We start from the raw sequence: 17,621 nt of genomic DNA, 5'->3' as shown, positions 1-17,621 counted from the left end.
TGATGGATTCAAAGCAACGTCATTTTATGGTGGAACAGAAGGCACAGATGTTTGACAGGAGCGAAATTCAAAGGTACATTGAAGCTAACAAACACGAAATGCAAAAGATGTAAAAAACACATAATGAAGGAGGAAGGATAAGAATGGATATGATTAGAAAAATGTTGGCGTTTGGGCTTGGTTTGGCGTCTGTCAGCAAAGAGCAAGCAGAGAAATTGGTGGATGAGCTAGTGAAAAGAGGAGAATTATCTTTAGAAGAGTCAAAAGATGTAATTGATCAATGGATTCGGCAAAAGGAAGAAGGGAAAGCGGAGTTTCAACGCGCTGTGCGCGAGCAGTTTAAACAAATGCTTGATAAACTTGATTTAGCTACAAAAGAGGATATTCGCCAATTAGAAGAACGAATTCAACGCTTGGAGCAGAAAAACGAGTAAATAAAAAGATTTTGGAGCTGCAAAAGGAGACAAACCAATGGCCGGAAAAAGGATGCGTCATGTAAGTCGTTATCGGGAGATCGCTGTCGCTTTGATTCGCCATGGCTTTGGGATCGTAGCGGAGGAAATCGGGTTTTCCCAGTTTCTTTCTCTTCCACAAAGATTATTTTTCGATGCGCAGGAAAAGAATGAAAAAACAATTGGAGAACGAATCAGGCTCGTTTTACAGGAGTTGGGTCCAACTTTCGTGAAGCTGGGGCAGATTGCGAGCACGCGTCCGGATTTAATTCCTGGCCCTATTATTCGGGAATTGGAAAAGCTGCAAGATCAAGTTTCTTCTTTTTCATTTGCCGAAGTCGCACGAACGGTTCATGAGGAATTAGGAAGTGATGTGGATCGATTGTTTCAACAGTTCGAGGCGGTTCCGATTGCGGCTGCTTCGATTGGACAAGTTCATCGAGCCATCTTGCATTCAGGAGAACAAGTCGCTGTTAAAATTCAGCGCCCGAATATCGCCCATATGATTGAAACGGATTTAGAAATTCTGCAAGATTTAGCGATTCTCGCTGAGCGCCGCCTTTCATGGGCCGCGCAATATCAAATCGGCGATATGGTTGAAGAATTCTCGCAATCTCTTCGGGCCGAGCTTGATTATACGATTGAAGCGAGGAATGCTGATAAAATTTTTCAGCAATTTAAACAAGATCCTAGCATTTATGTTCCAAAAGTATTTTGGGAGTATTCAAGCAAAAAAGTGCTAACGATGGAATATGTGGAAGGCATCAAACTTAATGAGTTGGAGCGGCTGAAGGAAAGCGGATATGACTTGAAACATTTGGCCGAACGTCTAACCAAGGCAATTTTGCAGCAAATTTTAAGAGAAGGGTTTTTCCATGGAGATCCTCATCCCGGCAATCTATTCGTATTGCCGGGGGAGGTGATCGCTTTTATTGATTTTGGGATGATCGGGCGTCTGACGCCAGATATGAAATATCACTTTTCTTCGTTAGTGATTGCATTAATGCGTCATAATACAGATGGGATCATTAAATCGCTGTATCAAATGGGGCTTGTTCCTGAGCATGTCGATGTATCGCGATTGCATGAGGATATCGAACAATTAAGAGAGAAATACTACAATGTTCCGCTCAGCCAAATCAGTCTTGGCGAGGCTCTTCATGATTTGTTTCATGTTGCCTTTCAACACTCTATTCGCATTCCGAAGGATTTAACCCTTCTGGGAAAGACGTTGCTAACAGTGGAAGGCGTAGCAGAGCAGTTAGATCCGGAGCTGAACATTCTCAATATTGCTGAACCATTCGGCCGCCAGCTATTAAAGGAGCGCTTGCATCCTAAACATCTAACCGAAGAAGTGTGGAAGCGCGTGTTCAATTATGGAGAAATGTTGCTGGACTTCCCTAAGAACATGAAGGAGTTAACGGCATTTATTAAACAAGGAAAGCTGCATTTGAAAATGGATATTCCTGAATGGCCGCTTTTTTTAAAAAAATTAGATCAAATTAGTAATCGCTTATCGTTCAGTATTGTGCTGCTGTCTTTCAGCATTATTATGGCAGGGATTATTATTGGCTCTTCTTTAGGTAGGCAATCGACTTTACTTTGGAAAATTCCAGCAATTGAGATTGGGTTTGGTATCGCCTCTTTGATGTTTTTATGGCTGTTATATTTAATTTATAAATCCGGACGGTTTTAGCTGTTGACCTAATCGCTGGTGGTGGATTACTTGTTTTATTTCTCGTGCTGTATAAAATGGAGAACCACGGTTAGAGGATAGGCTGCTGACTTGTCTCGGCCACGCCAAAGCATGCTGTCGAAACCTGCTTATATAGGGACTGTCTGCATATATGGAGGCTCGACTAGAATGTATTACGATAATAATTTTATGTAAACAATCAGGTGTGCTGATGATCCAATAAAAGCCCGTTGGCATGGCTTGATTCGTCGCTTTTCTGCCGTAGTCGGCAAGCAAATGACTTGCCGACTGGGCATGCATATGGCAGAAAAGCTTGTGTCTAGCTCAATCATTCCATATTTTTAGTAAAATGATCATCCACACTTGCGGGAAACCATATTAGTTCTTCTTATTTCACCGTTCCTCTGTTTTTTTTGACGGATTTTGCAGGATTTTTTTTCAAAATGTCAAAAGGATTTAATAGACAAAGAAAAATGGGGGAAGGGAAATTAAATGAAGACAGCAGATTTATGTGATCAATTTTTGTCGGAGCTGCAAGTGTGCCAATTACCGTTGCATTCTTATGGCGGAAAAACAGAGTTTTCCGGACCGATTGCCACTGTTGAGGTATTCGAGGACAATGTGCTCGTTCGCGAAGCGCTAGAAACCATTCCGGCAGGCACGGTGTTAGTTGTTGATGGAAAAGGTTCGCGAAATTGTGCATTGCTCGGAGATCGTCTGGCACAAATCGCTTGTGAACGAGGACTTGCAGGCGTGATTGTCCATGGTTGCATTCGCGATTCAGCTGAAATTGCGCAAATGCCGCTTGGCGTAATCGCTCTTGGGACATGCCCTGTCAAAAGCAAAAAAGAAGGGAAAGGGGCGCGTGATCGCGTTCTTGAATTCGGGGGCGTACATTGGGAGCCGGGCGCGCATGTGTATGTTGATAGCGATGGAGTTGTTGTCGCTAAAACAAAACTGTTCGAAAAATAAAAATGGTTGACTTTTTTCGAAAATTCATCATATCATTGTGGAGGAACAACTGAATCATTGAATCGTTTGCTAAAGCAAGTAAGGTGCCTTTCTCTATTGGGACAGGCTTAAAAGGGAAGTACGGTGAAAAGCCGTCACGGTACCCGCCACTGTGATGAGGAGCTTCATTGCATCATGTCACTGAAGGAAACTTCGGGAAGGCGCAATGAAGCGATGATTCTAAGTCAGGAGACCTGCCTTATTTGCTCGGCCGGATACCTACGGGATTATAGGTAGACGTGCGGGGGAATGGTATACATATGCATTTGTGATTGGCCGTATGCATTTTTCTGCACCTCTATCGATAGAGGTGCTTTTTTATTTCATCAAAAAGGAGAGGATCGGTGTGACAACGTGGAATTTAACTGGAGTAAAGCATCACGTATTGATCTGTAAGACAGCACTGTACACACAACGAGAACGCGCTGCAATGGCCGCTGTAATGATGCATGCGTAGTAATCGTGTATCCGCAAGGAGTTTGGTACAAGGGGGTGACGCCGGATAAAGGAAGAGAGCTTGTCCAAACACATTTAAAAGATGGTGATCTTTTAAAGCTGGAAATGTTGACAGACCGTTCTGTGACATGGTTCAAAAATTGAAAGAAGCAGGTTTTATTGTCATGCCCACTGGCAACGTATTAACCGTTAAAGCATGCGATTTTTTATACAGATTCGCTTGTGAATGATGCCTTACTTAAGCAAGCTAAACCGGAAGCGGAAATCTTCCACACAGCAGGCATGTACTTAGAACAGATCGTTCAGCTGATGGTGGAGCGCGTCAAAAGCGGCAAAAAAGTGGTGCGCCTCCATACCGGCGATCCGTCGATCTATGGAGCAACGCTTGAACAAATGGTTCAATTAAAAAAAGAAGCGATTGGCGTTGAAATCGTTCCTGGTGTCAGCTCTGTATTTGCAGCAGCGGCGGCTGCTCATGCTGAACTTACCGTTCCCGATTTAACCCAGACCGTGATTTTAACGCGCGCAGAAGGACGCACCCCTGTTCCTGAGAAGGAAAAGCTGGAGGAATTAGCGAAACATCATTGTACGCTAGCGTTATTTTTAAGCGCCACGTTGACGAAAAAGGTAACGAAAGCGCTGCTTGAGGCGGGATGGAGCGAGGAAACGCCAATCGTTGTAGTGTACAAAGCGACATGGCCAGATCAAAAAATTGTCCGTTCAACGGTCGGAACATTAGATGAAGATATGCGTGCCAACGGCATTCGCAAGCACGCGCTGATCTTGGCAGGATGGGCGCTTGATTCGGCAATAGCTGAGCGTTCGTACCGCTCAAAGCTCTATGATCGAACGTTTACGCATGGATATAGGCAGGGGGAGAAATAGCATGTACGCTGTTGTTGCGATTACGAAGCATGGGGTGACTATCGCGCGCCAAATCGGCGAGCAGCTGCCAGGCGCCCGTGTATATTACGCGAGCAAATTTGCCAGAGGCGATGAAGAGGAGAAAGGCATTCATTTATTTGAAGGAAATGTGCGTCTCTTGCTTCCCTCACTGTTTGTTACATACCGTGGGTTGATTCTCATTATTTCGCTTGGCGCGGTTGTGCGGATGATTGCTCCGTTATTAAAGGATAAAAAAACAGATCCGGCCGTTGTTGTCATTGATGATAAAGGGGAGCATGTCATAAGCGTATTATCTGGCCATCTTGGCGGGGCGAACGAATTAACTCGTGAGGTAGCTCAACTTTTGCATGCCCATCCCGTTATCACAACCGCTTCCGATGTTCAAAAAACGATCGCTGTAGATTTATTCGGCCGCTCATTCGGCTGGGTATGGGAGTCGGAAGACAAGCTGACCCCTGTGAGCGCTGCGGTGGTGAATGAGCAGCATGTCGCCATTATCCAAGAATCAGGCGAACGGAATTGGTGGCGATATGATACGCCTTTACCGTCTAATATTCGCGTCTATGCTTCGATTGCAGATGCACTTGCTGCTAAGCCGGATGCGGCCCTTGTTGTTACGCATCGGCTGCTTTCCAAAAATGAAGAAGCGATTTTACAGAATGGCGTGCTATATCGTCCAAAGGTTCTTGTTCTTGGCGTTGGCTGCAATCGTGGCACATCTGCCGAGGAGATTGAAGCGGTCATTATGGAAACGCTCAAGGAGCTGCAATTTTCCTGGAAGAGCGTGAAAGCGATTTGTACAATTGATTTGAAAAAGGACGAACAAGGGCTCCTTAAGGTTGTACAAAAATACGGTTGGGAGTTTATTTGTTATTCTCCCGCACAGCTTAATCAAGTGGAGATCGAACAACCTTCGGAAACGGTCTTTCGTTATACGGGAGCGTATGGTGTCAGCGAGCCGGCAGCAAAATTGTACAGCGGCGCTGATACGCTTGCGCTTGTGAAGAAAAAATCAGGCAATGTAACGATTTCCGTTGCTTTGCTTCAGGAGGAGAAAAGGCAATGCGCAGAATGGTGATCGCCGGAACGGGAAGCGGTGTCGGCAAAACAACCATTACTATTGGCGTGATGGCGGCGCTAAAAAAGAAAGGATATACGGTTCAGGGATTTAAGTGCGGTCCTGATTATATTGATCCGACCTATCATGCCGCTGTTACCGGCCGTCCATCCCGCAATTTAGACAGCTGGATGGGCGGAGAGGACATTGTGAAAGCGGTCTGCCAAAAAGGGGGGGAAGGAGCAGACATTGCCGTGATTGAAGGTGTCATGGGCTTCTTTGATGGCAAGCAAGCGACTTCGATAGAAGGGTCGACGGCCGAAATCAGCTTATTGACAAAAAGCCCGGTGTTGTTAGTGGTGGATTGTTCAGGGATGGCACGCAGTGCAGCTGCTGTTGTCCGCGGCTTTCAGCTGTTGGATGAGCGCGTGCATATTGCTGGAGTCATTGCGAATCGCGTGGGCAGCGAAGGGCATTTTCGATTAGTCAAGGCCGCGATTGAACAAGAATGCGGCATTCCGGTCATTGGATATTTGCAAAAACAAGACGATTTACATATTCCTGAACGGCATTTGGGACTCGTGCCATCCATTGAACGCGGCGAGCTTGACCATTTTTTTGCAAAGCTTGGCGAGCGAATCGCCCAAACGATTGATCTTGATCGGCTGTTGCAATTAGCTCAAGCTCCCGAATTAGAAGTGAAGCCTTCTTTTTTATCCAGTGATGCTGTCTCTTCTGTTCGGATCGCGGTTGCGAAGGATGCTGCCTTTCATTTCTATTATCCAGAAAACCTTGAGATGCTGGAAGCATATGGCGCGAAGCTTATGTTTTTTTCACCACTGGCTGGAGAAACGGTTCCAGATGATGCAGACGGTTTGTATATCGGCGGGGGATTTCCGGAAGAATTTGCCGAACAGCTATCCAAGCAAGAGCATGTGAAGCAATCAATAAAGCAGGCCATTGAACGCGGAATTCCTACCCTTGCAGAGTGCGGAGGATTTATGTTTTTGACAGAAGGAATTGAAACGACAGACCGCACGTTTTACGAGATGGTCGGTGTCATTCCGGGGAGAGTGCGCATGCAGGAGAAGTTAGCCGCTCTTGGTTATCGTGAAGTAACAGGAGATCATTTTCTGCTTCCGAAAGGGACGGCGGCCAGAGGTCATGAATTTCATTATTCTACTTTTACGCGTTTGGCAGAAAGCGATTTTGCCTATGAAGCAAAAGGATTGCGCGGAGTGAAAAAGGATGGCTATATGCGCGGAAATCTTGTCGCTGGCTATATTCATCTGTATTTTCCATCATGTCCTGATATGGTAAAGCGTTGGCTTCAACAATGCGAAAGGATGAAGCATCATGCCTAAAGCGCTGCCGATTATGTTTCAAGGAACGCATTCCGATGCAGGCAAAAGCATCATTACCACTGCTTTTTGCCGGATTTTTGCCCAGGAGGGATGGAAAACAGCTCCATTTAAATCGCAAAATATGTCGCTCAATTCATATGTCACGTTTGACGGGAAAGAAATTGGCCGCGCACAAGGAGTACAGGCAGAAGCAGCGGGAATTGTGGCAACTACAGATATGAATCCCATCTTAATTAAGCCGAGCCGGGAAAATGAGTCGCAGATCGTGGTCCACGGAAAACCGTATGGAAACATGAAAGCAAGTGCATATCGAAACGAATTTTTTGCGATGGGGCTGCAAGTTGTCGAGCGCTCATTGCGGAAGCTGATGGCTGAATATGATCGAATCGTCATCGAAGGAGCCGGAAGTCCGGCTGAAATTAATTTAAACGATCGTGAGCTTGTCAATATGCGTATTGCTCGCATGGCGAACGCTCCTGTCATTTTGATTGGCGATATTGAGCGGGGCGGCGTGTTTGCAAGTTTAGTAGGAACGTTGCAACTTTTAGAAGAAGCCGACCGCAAACGAGTGATCGGCGTGATCATTAATAAATTTCGCGGTGATGTGGCGCTTTTGCAGCCCGGATTGGATTGGTTTGAAGCCTATACAAATGTGCCGGTGCTCGGCGTCGTTCCGTACATGCCGGATTTACCTATTGATGCAGAAGATTCTGTTAAGCTGGCGGAGTTTTCTAGATACAAAAATGCTCAAAAAGAGATTGATATTGTCGTTGTTCAATATCCCCGCATCTCGAATTTTACCGATATCGATCCATTTTTCAGCGAGCCGGATTGTCATGTTCGTTTTGCTACAAAAGCAAGAGAAATTGGTCAGCCGGATCTATTGATTTTGCCGGGAAGCAAAAATACGATGGAAGATTTGCTGTATATAAAAGAAAGTGGAATCGCAGACGAAATCAATCGTCTTTATGAACAAGGAAATACCGCCATCATCGGAATTTGCGGCGGCTATCAAATGCTTGGCCGGCATATTCGCGATCCATTCGGCGTGGAGACAACCGTGAAGCAGCTGAAAGGACTATGCTTTCTTCCGATCGATACGACCTTGGAGAAAGAAAAAACAACCGTGCTTTCAGAGGGTGTGTTGACGCTTGGCAATGAGCGCTTCCAAGTACGCGGATATGAAATTCATATGGGACATTCAACGCCTTGTGACGGCTATCTTTCGCTGATTGCTATGGGAGCCCATACAGACGGATGCAAGACAGAGGATGAACGGGTATGGGGGACCTATTTTCATGATATTTTTCATAACGATTCCTTTCGCGCCCATTTATTAAATCACATCCGGCACAGCAAAGGGCTTCCGCCTTTATATGACCGTCCTTCGTATCGAGCGATGCGCGAGCAGGCCTTTGATCGGTTAGCGGATTGTGTCAAGCGCCATGTCCGAATCGAGACAATTGAACAAAAAATGAAGGAGTTTCAAAGGAGGTAACCCCATTGTTTGATATTCCAGCATTAGATGAACAAGCGGGACAAAAGGTAGAAGCCCATGTCAACCAACTTACCAAACCGCCTGGCAGCCTTGGACGTTTAGAGCAGCTTGTCATTGAGCTTGCCAAAATGACAGGGTCTCATGTTCCGCAGGTGACCCCGCCTGGTGTGCTTCTGTTTGCTGCCGACCACGGAGTGGCCAAAACAGGTGTTTCTGCGTTTCCGCAAGAAGTAACGGCGCAAATGGTGATGAATTTCGTGCGCGGCGGGGCGGCGATCAATGCATTTAGCCAACAAATTGGCGCATTATTTGCTGTCGTGGATGTGGGGGTAGCATCCGATATTCCGGGAGAAGGGGTTATTCGTCAAAAGGTTAAATATGGAACGAATCATTTTTGCGAAGAAGAAGCGATGACGCAGGAAGAGGCAAAGCAAGCATTATTGGTCGGTTATCAGCAAGCTAATGAGATGATTGAACAAGGGATTCGCTGTTTGATCGTCGGGGAAATGGGAATTGCCAATACAACTGTTGCCAGTGCGATTTTAGCGGCATTAAGCGGCCAAAAAGTCGAACAGCTCGTTGGAAAAGGAACGGGTATTTCCGATGATAGGATCGCCCATAAAACGAAAGTCATCGAACAGGCATTGCGGCTTCATCGTCCGGATCCTTCTCAGCCGCTTGAGCTGCTAGCTAAGATTGGCGGCCTCGAAATAGCGGCAATGGCTGGCGCGATGCTGCGCGCGGCGGAAAAGCGTATTCCGATTTTACTTGATGGTTTTATTTGTACAACTGCTGCTCTTCTAGCTAAATTGTTTCATCCCTATGCAGCCGACTATATGATTGCGGGGCATCGCTCGCAAGAACCGGGCCATCGTGTGGCATTAACGTTGTTAGGAAAAGAGCCGCTCCTTGATTTAAGCATGCGGCTTGGCGAAGGGAGCGGGGCGGCAGTGGCCTTTCCGTTGCTGCAATTTGCTGTGAATATGTTGAATATGACGACATTTGCAGAAGCGAGTGTATCGCAAGGTGGTGAGCAAACATGAGCAAAGGAAAAGTATATTTAGTAGGAGCGGGACCAGGCGATCCGAAGCTGATGACCGTTTATGGATTGGAATGTATTCAAAAAGCCGATGTCATTATTTATGATCGTCTCGTTAATCAAGATTTGCTCCAATATGCGAAAAACGAGGCGCAATTGATATATGCCGGAAAAGAGCCGGGAAAGCATGACAACATTCAAGAGCAAATTCACCAATGGCTTGTGGAGAAAGCGCTGCAAGGCAAAATGGTGGTCCGCCTAAAAGGAGGCGATCCATTTGTATTTGGACGAGGCGGGGAAGAAGCGGAGGTGCTAGTAAAGCACGGCATCCCGTTTGAAGTAATTCCCGGAATTACCGCAGGCATTGCCGCTGCTGCTTATGCAGGCATTCCGGTCACGTATCGTCATCTGGCGACTTCATTTACCATTGTGACTGGACATGTCCGCAGCAAGCATGGAGCCGATTCCTTAAATTGGAGAGCGTTAGCGGATGGGAGCGACACGATCGCGTTTTACATGGGGATCGGAAATTTGCCTTATATTTGCCAGCAGCTGATCCAACATGGAAAGGATCCTGAAACGAAAGTCGCTATTATTGAATGGGGCACGACGATGCGGCAGCGCACGGTTGTTGGCACGCTACAAAATATTGCTGAAAAAGCGGAAGGAGCGGGCATTTCTCATCCAGCGATCATTCTTGTCGGAGAAGTGGTAAAGTTGCGGGAAACCATTCAATGGTTTCCTGAATTAGAAGGTGAGATCGTTGACACAAAATAAAGGAAGACTGATTGTGTATACGGGTGATGGAAAAGGAAAAACGACGGCCGCTCTTGGACTGGCGCTGCGAGCGGCGGGAAGAGGGAAAAAAGTAGCCATCATCCAATTTATTAAATCGCCTGAGCGGACATATGGAGAGCATATAATGCTGAAAAAATTAGGGATTGAGATATATGCGATGGGAGCTGGATTTACATGGACGAAAACACCGCAAGAGCATCGTCGAGCATTAGCTGAAGCATGGCGGTTTGCCAAGGAAAAAATCATGTCGGGAAGCTATGATCTGATGATTTTAGATGAACTCAATAATGCGCTGGCGATTCAGCGTTTTCCTATTGATGATATTCTTTCCTTGGACGAGGTAGTCGAGCTGATGAAAATGCGCCCCTCCCATCTTCATCTGGTGGTTACGGGGCGCTCAGCCGCAAAGGAATTAATAGCTCTAGCCGATATTGTAACGAACATGCAAGCGGTGAAGCATGATTATCATGAAGGGATTTCCGCTGTTAAGGGAATCGAGTTTTAACCTAATCCGCCGCGCGTCTCTCACCCTAAGAGTGGAAGTGGGAGAGGGAGGGGAGCGAAAAAATAAAGTTTGCTATCATGCTAGTCTAAAGCATGTGGTCCTTCTCAATCATTGAAGATCAATGTATAATCGGTTTACAGCCACTTTTTCACTTAGAGGAGATGGAAGCAGCGAACATGTTTAAATGGCACGAAGAAGCGAAAAAGCAGTGGGACGAACGGGCCGAATTTTGGAATAAAAGCAGTGAGGACATGTGGGAACGCGGAAGCAGGAAAACGATTTTGCCGTTTCTTGCCTCCTATATCCCCATTGGGAGCGAAATGATTGATTTAGGATGCGGAGACGGATATGGAAGCTGGAAGCTGGCGCAGTCAGGCTACCGAGTGGTAGGCATCGACTTATCGTATGAAATGGTGGAAAAAGCGAGAATAAGAGGAGAAAATGAGCAGCTTCGGTTTATTCAAGGGGATTTGACTCATTTGCCCTTTGATGATGAAGCGTTTTCCGGAGCGATGGCGATTAATTCACTTGAATGGACGGAAGAACCGTTAAAAGCGTTAAATGAAATGAAACGGGTCATTAAGCGCGGCCACTATTTATGTGTCGGGCTGCTTGGTCCGACAGCAGGCCCTCGAGCCAACAGCTATCAGCGTCTATACGGCAAGTCGGTCATTTGCAATACGATGATGCCATGGGAGTTTGAAAAACTGGCGCAAGAGAATGGCTGGGAACTTGTGGACGGGAAAGGCGTGTATAAAAAAGAAGTGGATGAAGAGGCTGTTTCCGGTCTGCCGACAGAGTTAAAACAGGCGCTGACATTTATGTGGCTATTTATGTTGCGCAAACGCTAAAGCGGCGTGAGCCGTTCTTCTGGCACCACGAGTATCTACTATTTATTATAAAAAGCCTAAAAGGGTTTGCCTATTAACAAAGGCAAGCCCTTTTAGGCTGCGTCATTGGCCTTATTCATCCGCTCATGAACGTTTCTTGTTCGATTTGCGTCTTTACTCGGCTATGCTCCTTGTTTGCTAAGCCTCTTGAAATTAAAATGGTTGTAGACAACGTCAACATCAACTTTGTCTACAACCTGCTTTTTATTTAACTGGCCATATATTTATCTTCCCACTTATTTCGCCATTTGTTGCGCCGTTCCATCCGCGATCCTTTATATAGGTGCTTATACTTTTTCCAATGACTTTTCCATTGTTTTCTTCGTTCGGCTCTCATCCCTATGTCATCCCTTTCTTTTTTCTGTGCTGAATCGCTTTCTTCTTTATTTCTCTTTTTTTTGTGTCGAACCCTTTAGCTGTTTTTGTCGAGATATAAGAAGTTTTGCTGTGTAGAAGGAATCAGTATAGTACTGTCGACAAGCAACCATTTAAACATTATAACAAATTTTTAGTTTAAAGTCTTACATGCAGCCAGCAGACGTCATCGCTGGCCTAATTTCATGCCTAAAAAGGCGAGAAGAATCCCGAATAGATAACTTGCGCCTAAGTATAGAAGGAACATTTTCCGTTTCCGATTCGCATGCAGCTGAATCGCTTCCAATTTAAATGTAGAGAAGGTCGTGAAAGCTCCCATAAACCCAGTGCCTAATAGCAGCTGCCAGCCTTGATTCAGCTCTTTGCCTAAGATGTATCCCAATAGAAAAGCTCCCGCTAAATTGATTACAAAGGTGCCCGTTGGAAAAGGGGTGCTTCCACTCCGTTTCAACCAATTGTTTATACTGAATCGGGCAATGGCGCCAAAAAATCCACCGATCGCTACTAATAAAGCCGAATGATTGAGCATTACTTTTTTTCTCCTTCGAAACGATGCTTTTGTGTTGATTTAACAAAAAGGAAATTACCTGTCTGAGCTCCCAGCCAAGACATTGCAAGCCCTCCTGCTAAACTGCTGAAAATATAGCTAAGGGCGATGGCCCATTCGGATTGTTGAAGGAGTCTTACCGATTCTACACTAAATGTGGAGAATGTTGTAAACGAACCGATAAATCCGGTATTAATGGCTGTTATAAGCTCGGAAGGGAGTCTATGCAAACGCGCTAAATACATGGTGATCCAACTGATTGCAAAGCAGCCGATCAGATTGATGGACAATGTGGCAAACGGAAATGGGTGATGCCACCATATATCCACGAACAGCCCCAAATAATAGCGAGACAACGCTCCGATCATGCCAGCGATGCCAACAACAATATAAATCATTTTTTCCACCCCTTCAATAGTTTGGACAAAAAAAGACTCCACCAGTATTTGCATACCGGTAGGAGTCATCAGCTCAAAGGCAATTACGGCGAACTCCATCGCCTCTTCAATTACCTTGGATTATATCAAGGAAGCTCGGCTTCTGTCAATGATCGAAAGGCCTACATAAGGATCTGGCGTTCATTTTGTACGATAAGCTGGATTATGCAGGGGGAATAGACGGAGAGATAAAAAATGGTAAGCAGAATATGCCCCCACCTCCATTCCGTAAGAGGTGGGGAAACTTCCCGGTGGATGATGGTACATTAAAATGAATGATAGGAAAATAAGTGAAAAATATTAATTTGATAAGCCTTTCAATTTAGCCGAATCTAAAGAAAAAGAATCGACTTACTCCCAAATATATGACGTTCTTTGTGAAATTCTATGTAAATATGATATCTAAAAAATAAGCGGGATTGCTCCCGCTTTTTCTGTGACCACATTGACCACGCATTTGACCACGTAATTAGGTGAAAATGAGTTAAATACAATAAAAACAATAAGGGAAGATAGGTGGAAAAAACCTATTAAATCAAGTTTTTTCTTCAATTAGATAAACACGAAGAAAAAAGAATAACATCACTCCCAAATATAAGGCGTTTCTTGATAGACGTAGTAATTGAGCCAGTTGACAAATAACAAATTGGCATGAGCACGCCATGTATTCAACGGCGGTTTGGTCGGATCGTCATTTGGAAAATAAGATTCCGGAATTTGAATAGGCAGGCCTTTAGCGAGATCCCGCTCGTACTCTTCTTGGAGTGTAGTGGCATCGTATTCTGGATGCCCTGTTAGAAAAATGTGTTTGCCATCGTTTGAGGCGACGAGACATACTCCTGCTTTATCGGAGGACGCTAGAATCGTCAACTCTGGAACGGCTTCGATATCTTTGTGCGAAATATCAGTATGGCGCGAATGCGGAACGCGAAATACATCGTCAAACCCGCGTAATAGTTTGATATTTTTTGCTTTGATCGAGTGTTCAAAGACGCCAAAGCATTTTTGCGGCAGCTGATATTTTGGAACGCCATAATGGAAATAAAGCCCCGCTTGCGCTCCCCAGCAAATATGCAAGGTCGAGGTCACATTGGTTGTTGTCCATTCCATAATGTCTCGAAGCTCGCGCCAATAGTCCACCTTTTCAAATGGCAAATGCTCGATAGGAGCTCCGGTAATAATCATTCCATCAAATTTGCGATGTCGAATCGAAGGAAAGGTCGTATAAAATTGTTCGAGATGATGCTTGCTTGTCGTTTTTGCTTCATGTGTTTCCGGATGCAAAAAGGTAATATTCACTTGCAGCGGCGAGTTGCCGAGCAGGCGCAATAGCTGTGTTTCTGTTTTTTCTTTTTGTGGCATTAAATTTAAAATCGCTATATTCAACGGGCGGATATCTTGGGAATAAGCCCGTTCTTCATCCATCACGAAAATGTTTTCTTGCTCTAATATTTCTTTAGCAGGTAGATTTTTGGGAATATTAATAGGCAATCGTCTCATCCTCCATTCCTTATTTTTCTAAATAATTTAATTATAAGAACATTACGAATTTTGTTCAATCAATTTTTTCACATTTCTCTAAATGATAAAATAAATATTAATAGAACAAGCTGTTGAATAGATGGAGGAAAAGCGATGACAACGAAAACGAAATGGAAGACAGATCTTGAAATTGCCAAAGAAATCAAATTAAAGCGCATTCAGGAGATTGCGCAGGAACTTGGTCTTTTAGAGGAGGAGTTTGAGCCATATGGTCACTATAAGGCGAAAATCTCGCTTGATGTGATGAAACGGTTAGCCAGCAAGCCAGATGGGAAAGTGATTTTAGTGACAGCGATTAACCCGACTCCTGCCGGAGAAGGGAAATCAACCGTTACAGTAGGGTTGGGGCAGGCGTTGAACAAGCTTGGCAAAAAAGCCATTGTGGCAATGCGCGAACCATCGCTTGGGCCGACGATGGGCGTAAAGGGCGGCGCAACTGGAGGAGGTTATTCACAGGTGCTGCCGATGGATGAAATTAATCTTCATTTTACAGGAGATTTGCATGCGATTACGACCGCGACAAACGCCTTGGCAGCGTTTATCGACAATCATATTCATCAAGGAAATGAACTGCGCATTGACGTGCGCCGCATTGTTTGGAAGCGAGCGGTCGATTTAAATGACCGCGCCCTCCGCCGCGTGATCGTCGGTCTCGGCGGTCCAACTCAAGGCGTGCCGCGTGAGGATGGCTTTGATATTACCGTTGCTTCAGAAATTATGGCTGTCTTTTGTTTAGCCAAAGATTTAACTGATTTAAAAGAGCGTTTGTCGCGAATGGTGGTGGCGTATAATGTTGATAAGCAACCGGTGACCGTCGGTGATTTGGGTGTTGAGGGAGCGTTAACGCTGCTTTTAAAGGATGCATTTAAACCGAATTTAGTTCAAACGGCTGAGCATACACCAGCACTGGTGCACGGTGGTCCGTTCGCTAACATTGCCCATGGCTGCAATAGCATCATTGCGACGAAAATGGCACAGAAGCTCGGTGAGTATGTGGTAACAGAGGCAGGATTCGGTGCGGATTTAGGCGCGGAAAAGTTTTTGCATATTAAAGCTCGTTTCGCAGGAATCGAACCGGCCGCTGTTGTTATTGTTGCGACCGTTCGTGCGTTGAAAATGCATGGAGGCGCTTCCAAGCAAGAACTGTCAGTCGAAAATGTGGATGCGTTGCGAAGAGGGTTAAGCAATTTACAAAAGCATATCGAAACCATTCAAGCCTTCGGTTTGCCGTTTGTCGTTGCTCTTAATCGCTTTATCACTGATGCGGATCAAGAAATCGAAACGCTGCTGTCATTTTGCCGCGACCATCACTATCCAGTTGCTTTAACAGAAGTATGGGAAAAAGGCGGCGAAGGAGGAATGGAGCTAGCGGAAAAAGTGCTGGATATGATCGAACATGGCACAAACCAATTTGCTCCTTTATATGATCTCCATGATCCTCTGCCTGACAAAATTCGCAAAATTGCCCATGCTGTTTACGGAGCCCAAGCGGTCGAGTTTTCTACAAAGGCGCAAAAGCAAATGGCTCAATTTGCGGAATACGGATGGGATCGCTTACCTGTGTGCATGGCGAAAACGCAGTATTCGCTGTCTGACGATCCACAAAAATTAGGGCGTCCGACAGGCTTTGCCATTACGGTGAGGGAGTTAAAGCCATCGATAGGCGCCGGTTTCATTGTCGCTTTGACGGGAGACGTTATGACGATGCCGGGACTGCCGAAAGAGCCGGCCGCATTACAGATGGATATTGATGAGCGCGGACAAGCGATTGGGCTGTTTTAACTAAGTGGCTGATCCGGCGAAGCTGGCCGTCTGTCGAACAGAAGTATTTTTTTGTTGATGACGAGAATGCTGTTGTTCTCATCCCCTTCGCTTTCGAGTGAAAGAGGCCCATGTTCAACTTTGCTGCTGAAAAATAAAGATGGAGTTCATAAAGAGGGAGACACACGAATGTTTGATCCAACCGTGTTTGATAATTTGAAAACAGTGATCGAAGGAGCTGTTTATGATTTAGATTTAGAAGGCGTCATCGCAGTGATAGAGCGCCATGATTTCATCGATTTAGCGCACCTTTCACGAATGTACGAGATTGCTTTTCAGCTACGGGGACAGCTAGGAGTGGATGTATCGTGCAAGGTGGAGCTGACAATGGATTTGGAGCAAATGGCTGGAGAACTGCTGCAAACATTAGCGGCTCCAGGGTGCAAATTAACGATTATGTTTACGATGCCGCTAATGCAGGAGGAAACAGTCTGCCCTTTAGTGGAAGAAGTGCTCCAAAAGATTTGGGGAAGCAATCGGAGCATTTCGCAAACTTTGCGACGCGATTATAAAAGCGGGCAAGGCAGCCATGAAATAAAAGTGCAATTTGGCCGGCTTATTGATGAAACCCATATCGATGATTTGCAGGAAATGCTGCCATATATGCTAAAATCTCTTCACGAACTGAAATTATTGGCCAAATGATAAAGTGCCAGAGTGGAAAAGTTCCTCTCCGTTCTTTTATTATAAAAGAGAGAGGGGTGATGCTAATTGAGCATTTACGATTTCACAGTGAAAACGATTCATGGCGAGGAGAAAACGTTAGCGGAGTACAAGGGAAATATCTTATTGATTGTCAATACGGCGAGCAAATGCGGATTTACTCCGCAATATAAGGAACTACAAGAATTGTACGACCAATATCGCGATAAGGGATTGGTGGTTCTCGGGTTTCCATGTAATCAATTTGGAAGCCAAGAGCCAGGAACGGAGGAAGAAATTGCTCAATTTTGCGAGCTGAATTACGGGGTGACGTTCCCGATGTTTGCAAAGGTTGATGTGAACGGAGAACATGCTCATCCACTGTTTGATTATTTAACAGAGAAAGCGCCAGGGGTATTTGGAACAAAAGCGATTAAGTGGAATTTCACCAAATTTCTTGTTGATCGCGATGGAACGGTTATTGAACGATTTGCGCCCAAGACAAGACCTGCGGAATTAAAACAGGAAATTGAGAAATTATTATAAAAAGGAATAAGCTGCCTTTCCTTAGGGGAAGGGCGGTTT

16 protein-coding genes, 2 pseudogenes and 2 riboswitches are annotated in these 17,621 nt (G+C 45.2%); of the genes and pseudogenes, 15 read left to right on the top strand and 3 right to left on the bottom strand.

Annotation, left to right across the window (positions count from 1 at the left end):
• Window positions 1–143: 143 nt before the first annotated feature.
• The 12 genes and pseudogenes from GGQ95_RS00445 to GGQ95_RS00390 all read left to right on the top strand — a co-directional run bounded on the left by GGQ95_RS00445 (window position 144) and on the right by GGQ95_RS00390 (window position 11,633).
• Window positions 144–434, top strand: a complete 291-nt coding sequence (locus tag GGQ95_RS00445; RefSeq protein WP_183186206.1) for a phasin family protein — start codon at window positions 144–146, stop codon at window positions 432–434.
• 37 nt (window positions 435–471) lie between these two features.
• Window positions 472–2,148 (top strand): 2-polyprenylphenol 6-hydroxylase, encoded by a 1,677-nt coding sequence (ubiB, locus tag GGQ95_RS00440; RefSeq protein WP_183186205.1) that lies wholly within the window; start codon window positions 472–474, stop codon window positions 2,146–2,148.
• Between the two features lie 492 nt (window positions 2,149–2,640).
• Window positions 2,641–3,120, top strand: a complete 480-nt coding sequence (rraA, locus tag GGQ95_RS00435; RefSeq protein ID WP_159719716.1) for a ribonuclease E activity regulator RraA — start codon at window positions 2,641–2,643, stop codon at window positions 3,118–3,120.
• A gap of 64 nt (window positions 3,121–3,184) precedes the next feature.
• Window positions 3,185–3,375: riboswitch (cobalamin riboswitch) on the top strand.
• A gap of 130 nt (window positions 3,376–3,505) precedes the next feature.
• Window positions 3,506–3,759 (top strand): annotated as a pseudogene (locus tag GGQ95_RS00430) ((2Fe-2S) ferredoxin domain-containing protein).
• Window positions 3,760–3,813: 54 nt separating this feature from the next.
• Window positions 3,814–4,500 (top strand): annotated as a pseudogene (gene cobM / locus GGQ95_RS00425) (precorrin-4 C(11)-methyltransferase); the annotation flags it as partial.
• A 1-nt stretch (window position 4,501) separates the two neighbouring features.
• Window positions 4,502–5,599, top strand: coding sequence for a cobalt-precorrin 5A hydrolase (locus tag GGQ95_RS00420; RefSeq protein WP_159719724.1), 1,098 nt, complete (start codon window positions 4,502–4,504; stop codon window positions 5,597–5,599).
• Window positions 5,584–6,942: a cobyrinic acid a,c-diamide synthase CobB gene (locus GGQ95_RS00415; RefSeq protein ID WP_183186204.1), complete on the top strand. Its 1,359-nt coding sequence runs from the start codon at window positions 5,584–5,586 to the stop codon at window positions 6,940–6,942. Before GGQ95_RS00420 ends, GGQ95_RS00415 begins: the two co-directional genes overlap by 16 nt.
• The gene (locus GGQ95_RS00410) at window positions 6,935–8,440 is read left to right on the top strand and encodes a cobyric acid synthase (RefSeq protein WP_080861860.1); all 1,506 of its coding nucleotides are present in this window, start codon (window positions 6,935–6,937) and stop codon (window positions 8,438–8,440) included. The genes GGQ95_RS00415 and GGQ95_RS00410 overlap by 8 nt, the downstream gene beginning before the upstream one ends.
• 5 nt (window positions 8,441–8,445) lie before the next feature.
• Window positions 8,446–9,483, top strand: coding sequence for a nicotinate-nucleotide--dimethylbenzimidazole phosphoribosyltransferase (cobT, locus tag GGQ95_RS00405; protein ID WP_183186203.1), 1,038 nt, complete (start codon window positions 8,446–8,448; stop codon window positions 9,481–9,483).
• Window positions 9,480–10,256 (top strand): uroporphyrinogen-III C-methyltransferase, encoded by a 777-nt coding sequence (gene cobA, locus GGQ95_RS00400; protein ID WP_044743459.1) that lies wholly within the window; start codon window positions 9,480–9,482, stop codon window positions 10,254–10,256. Before cobT ends, cobA begins: the two co-directional genes overlap by 4 nt.
• A complete protein-coding gene (gene cobO / locus GGQ95_RS00395; RefSeq protein ID WP_183186202.1) occupies window positions 10,243–10,782 on the top strand; it encodes a cob(I)yrinic acid a,c-diamide adenosyltransferase in 540 nt (179 codons plus the stop codon). The genes cobA and cobO overlap by 14 nt, the downstream gene beginning before the upstream one ends.
• 176 nt (window positions 10,783–10,958) lie before the next feature.
• On the top strand, window positions 10,959–11,633 hold the full coding sequence (locus GGQ95_RS00390; protein WP_183186201.1) for a class I SAM-dependent methyltransferase: 675 nt from the start codon (window positions 10,959–10,961) through the stop codon (window positions 11,631–11,633).
• A gap of 580 nt (window positions 11,634–12,213) precedes the next feature.
• Here GGQ95_RS00390 and crcB (GGQ95_RS00385) read toward each other — a convergent pair.
• The 3 genes from crcB (GGQ95_RS00385) to metA all read right to left on the bottom strand — a co-directional run bounded on the left by crcB (GGQ95_RS00385) (window position 12,214) and on the right by metA (window position 14,522).
• The gene (gene crcB, locus GGQ95_RS00385; RefSeq protein WP_183186200.1) at window positions 12,214–12,576 is read right to left on the bottom strand and encodes a fluoride efflux transporter CrcB; all 363 of its coding nucleotides are present in this window, start codon (window positions 12,574–12,576) and stop codon (window positions 12,214–12,216) included.
• Window positions 12,576–12,992, bottom strand: a complete 417-nt coding sequence (gene crcB, locus GGQ95_RS00380) for a fluoride efflux transporter CrcB (RefSeq protein ID WP_044743507.1) — start codon at window positions 12,990–12,992, stop codon at window positions 12,576–12,578. The genes crcB (GGQ95_RS00385) and crcB (GGQ95_RS00380) overlap by 1 nt, the downstream gene beginning before the upstream one ends.
• A gap of 52 nt (window positions 12,993–13,044) precedes the next feature.
• A riboswitch (Fluoride riboswitch) is annotated at window positions 13,045–13,104 on the bottom strand.
• Window positions 13,105–13,613: 509 nt separating this feature from the next.
• On the bottom strand, window positions 13,614–14,522 hold the full coding sequence (gene metA / locus GGQ95_RS00375; protein ID WP_080861874.1) for a homoserine O-acetyltransferase MetA: 909 nt from the start codon (window positions 14,520–14,522) through the stop codon (window positions 13,614–13,616).
• A 144-nt stretch (window positions 14,523–14,666) separates the two neighbouring features.
• Between metA and GGQ95_RS00370 the strand changes: the two genes are divergently transcribed.
• The 3 genes from GGQ95_RS00370 to GGQ95_RS00360 all read left to right on the top strand — a co-directional run bounded on the left by GGQ95_RS00370 (window position 14,667) and on the right by GGQ95_RS00360 (window position 17,582).
• On the top strand, window positions 14,667–16,355 hold the full coding sequence (locus tag GGQ95_RS00370) for a formate--tetrahydrofolate ligase (protein ID WP_183186199.1): 1,689 nt from the start codon (window positions 14,667–14,669) through the stop codon (window positions 16,353–16,355).
• Window positions 16,356–16,523: 168 nt separating this feature from the next.
• Window positions 16,524–17,039, top strand: a complete 516-nt coding sequence (locus GGQ95_RS00365) for a hypothetical protein (protein ID WP_044743465.1) — start codon at window positions 16,524–16,526, stop codon at window positions 17,037–17,039.
• A gap of 66 nt (window positions 17,040–17,105) precedes the next feature.
• Window positions 17,106–17,582, top strand: coding sequence for a glutathione peroxidase (locus tag GGQ95_RS00360; RefSeq protein ID WP_066149221.1), 477 nt, complete (start codon window positions 17,106–17,108; stop codon window positions 17,580–17,582).
• Window positions 17,583–17,621: the final 39 nt, after the last annotated feature.

Origin of the sequence: Anoxybacteroides rupiense, from assembly GCF_014196195.1 — a bacterium.
In the GTDB taxonomy this organism is placed as follows: domain Bacteria; phylum Bacillota; class Bacilli; order Bacillales; family Anoxybacillaceae; genus Anoxybacteroides; species Anoxybacteroides rupiense.
The sequence above is the reverse complement of the archived record's forward strand: the minus strand, read 5'-3'. Positions and strand labels throughout refer to the sequence as shown.

Excerpts from the sequence above, each read along its gene's own strand:
- GGQ95_RS00445 (WP_183186206.1), top strand. The coding sequence starts at position 144 with ATGGATATGATTAGAAAAATGTTGGCGTTTGGGCTTGGTTTGGCGTCT.
- ubiB (WP_183186205.1), top strand. The coding sequence starts at position 472 with ATGGCCGGAAAAAGGATGCGTCATGTAAGTCGTTATCGGGAGATCGCT.
- rraA (WP_159719716.1), top strand. The coding sequence starts at position 2,641 with ATGAAGACAGCAGATTTATGTGATCAATTTTTGTCGGAGCTGCAAGTG.
- GGQ95_RS00420 (WP_159719724.1), top strand. The coding sequence starts at position 4,502 with ATGTACGCTGTTGTTGCGATTACGAAGCATGGGGTGACTATCGCGCGC.
- GGQ95_RS00415 (WP_183186204.1), top strand. The coding sequence starts at position 5,584 with ATGCGCAGAATGGTGATCGCCGGAACGGGAAGCGGTGTCGGCAAAACA.
- GGQ95_RS00410 (WP_080861860.1), top strand. The coding sequence starts at position 6,935 with ATGCCTAAAGCGCTGCCGATTATGTTTCAAGGAACGCATTCCGATGCA.
- cobA (WP_044743459.1), top strand. The coding sequence starts at position 9,480 with ATGAGCAAAGGAAAAGTATATTTAGTAGGAGCGGGACCAGGCGATCCG.
- GGQ95_RS00390 (WP_183186201.1), top strand. The coding sequence starts at position 10,959 with ATGTTTAAATGGCACGAAGAAGCGAAAAAGCAGTGGGACGAACGGGCC.
- crcB (WP_183186200.1), bottom strand. The coding sequence starts at position 12,576 with ATGCTCAATCATTCGGCTTTATTAGTAGCGATCGGTGGATTTTTTGGC.
- crcB (WP_044743507.1), bottom strand. The coding sequence starts at position 12,992 with ATGATTTATATTGTTGTTGGCATCGCTGGCATGATCGGAGCGTTGTCT.
- GGQ95_RS00370 (WP_183186199.1), top strand. The coding sequence starts at position 14,667 with ATGACAACGAAAACGAAATGGAAGACAGATCTTGAAATTGCCAAAGAA.
- GGQ95_RS00365 (WP_044743465.1), top strand. The coding sequence starts at position 16,524 with ATGTTTGATCCAACCGTGTTTGATAATTTGAAAACAGTGATCGAAGGA.